At 61.8% G+C, this 1,498-nt stretch carries 1 protein-coding gene and 1 pseudogene; both read right to left on the bottom strand.

Going from position 1 to position 1,498, the window contains the following annotated elements:
• The coding region (locus tag HOC_RS20420; protein ID WP_206741633.1) for a ParB/RepB/Spo0J family partition protein at positions 1 to 1,250 on the bottom strand (1,250 nt) is incomplete at its 3' end.
• Positions 1,247 to 1,498, bottom strand: a pseudogene (locus HOC_RS22475) (hypothetical protein); the annotation flags it as partial. The pseudogene HOC_RS22475 and the gene HOC_RS20420, both read right to left, overlap by 4 nt.

Here is a 1,498-nt window from a genome sequence, read left to right as displayed (position 1 = left end):
GACATTTCAGGCTTGGTATCGGCTGCTTCCGTATCGTCGCCCGGCCTTGCGCGCGTCTCAAGCTTGCGGGCTTCGGCTTGGGTGATGTAGCCCTCATGGAAGGTCACCGTGCCATCATGGCGAACCTCAACAATCACGCTGCCGCCCTTGGTGCGGGGTCGCTTCACATGCTCCCAGCTGGCAAAATACTTGCCGCGCTCAAGCACCTCCACATTGCGCCATCCGGCATCAATGTAGCTCTCGACCTTGGCTGCCAGCGCTGCCGATTGGGCTTTCCAGAACGTGTCGGCATCTGCAAATACGCCCGTCTCTCCGAAGAGGTCAGCCGTCACCTCACCCTCATAGCTGGCCAGATCAAACAATGCCTTGTCGGTCGTGATCGTGGTCCCACCTGTGATCCATGCCTTGCAGGCGCGGCCCATGGGCGCGCGCTCGGTCTCGCTCCTGAACAGGGCGAGCCAGTCTGCCTGCTGGTCTTTCGTGGCGAGTGTGAGCGCGCGGATTGTCTCCGGGTCAATTTCGTCTTTCGCGTAGAGCGCGCGGATCGGGCTGGAGAGATTGGCAAGCGCAAGGATGCGGCGGACTTTCAGGTCCGTGACTCCGAAATGCCCGGCAATCTCGTCCACGGTCCGGCCTGTCTGGGCCAGTTTCCCGAACGCGTTGTACTGCTCCATTTCCGTGGCGGGCAGGCGGGCGACATTTTCAATCAGCGATGCCTCGACGGCGGCTGCGTCGTCATCTGCTTCCATGATCGCGCACGGCACCATCACAGGCTTGCCGGTTTCGGCTGCGATGATCTGCAAGGCATGGAAGCGCCGCCGTCCGGCAACAACGCCATAGCCATCGCCTTCGGGGCGCACCAGAAGCGTCTGGCGGATACCCTTCTCCCGGATGGATGGCAGGATGTCCGAAACATCCGGGGTTTTGCGCGAGTGTCGCATGTTGAGCTTGCTGATATGGAGTCGCTCGATGGGGATCGTTTTCAGTGCGGGCTGCGCCATGGGATTGTCCTCCTGTTCTGGCGGGTAAAGCGAAAGGCCAAGCGCCCATGCCGGGCCTTTCCAGTTGATCGGGGTGAAGGGGAAGCCTTCCGCGTCGCGCGAAGCGTGCCTGTCGGTCTCTCCCCAGTCATAGTCATGCAGGCCAATCAGCGGCGCGCGACCGTCGACCCAGATTTCAACAACGCGGGACGCCTCCACGACGAGTGTCAGGCGCGGACGTGGACCGAGAATATGCTCCAGTGCGCTCATCCCCGTGACGCCTGTGCAGGCGCAGACGCCATCAGCCGCGTCAGGGCTGCGCGGCCTGCTGCCAAGGCGTCCGGGAGCAATTCGCCCGCGACTTCATTCAGATAGGCGTTGTCCGATCCCGGATAGTTGGCCTCTATGCCCCAGACGCTGGCTTGTGTTGAGTCCAGTTCGACGCCTTCGCATTCAATAGCGAGCACGATCCCGCAATAGAACCATTCATCCTTGCGCCACGCGTCCATGACGGCTTC

Source organism: Hyphomonas oceanitis SCH89 (genome assembly GCF_000685295.1).
GTDB lineage: Bacteria > Pseudomonadota > Alphaproteobacteria > Caulobacterales > Hyphomonadaceae > Hyphomonas > Hyphomonas oceanitis.
Note: the sequence above shows the minus strand (reverse complement) of the source record. Positions and strands in the feature narration are given on the sequence as shown.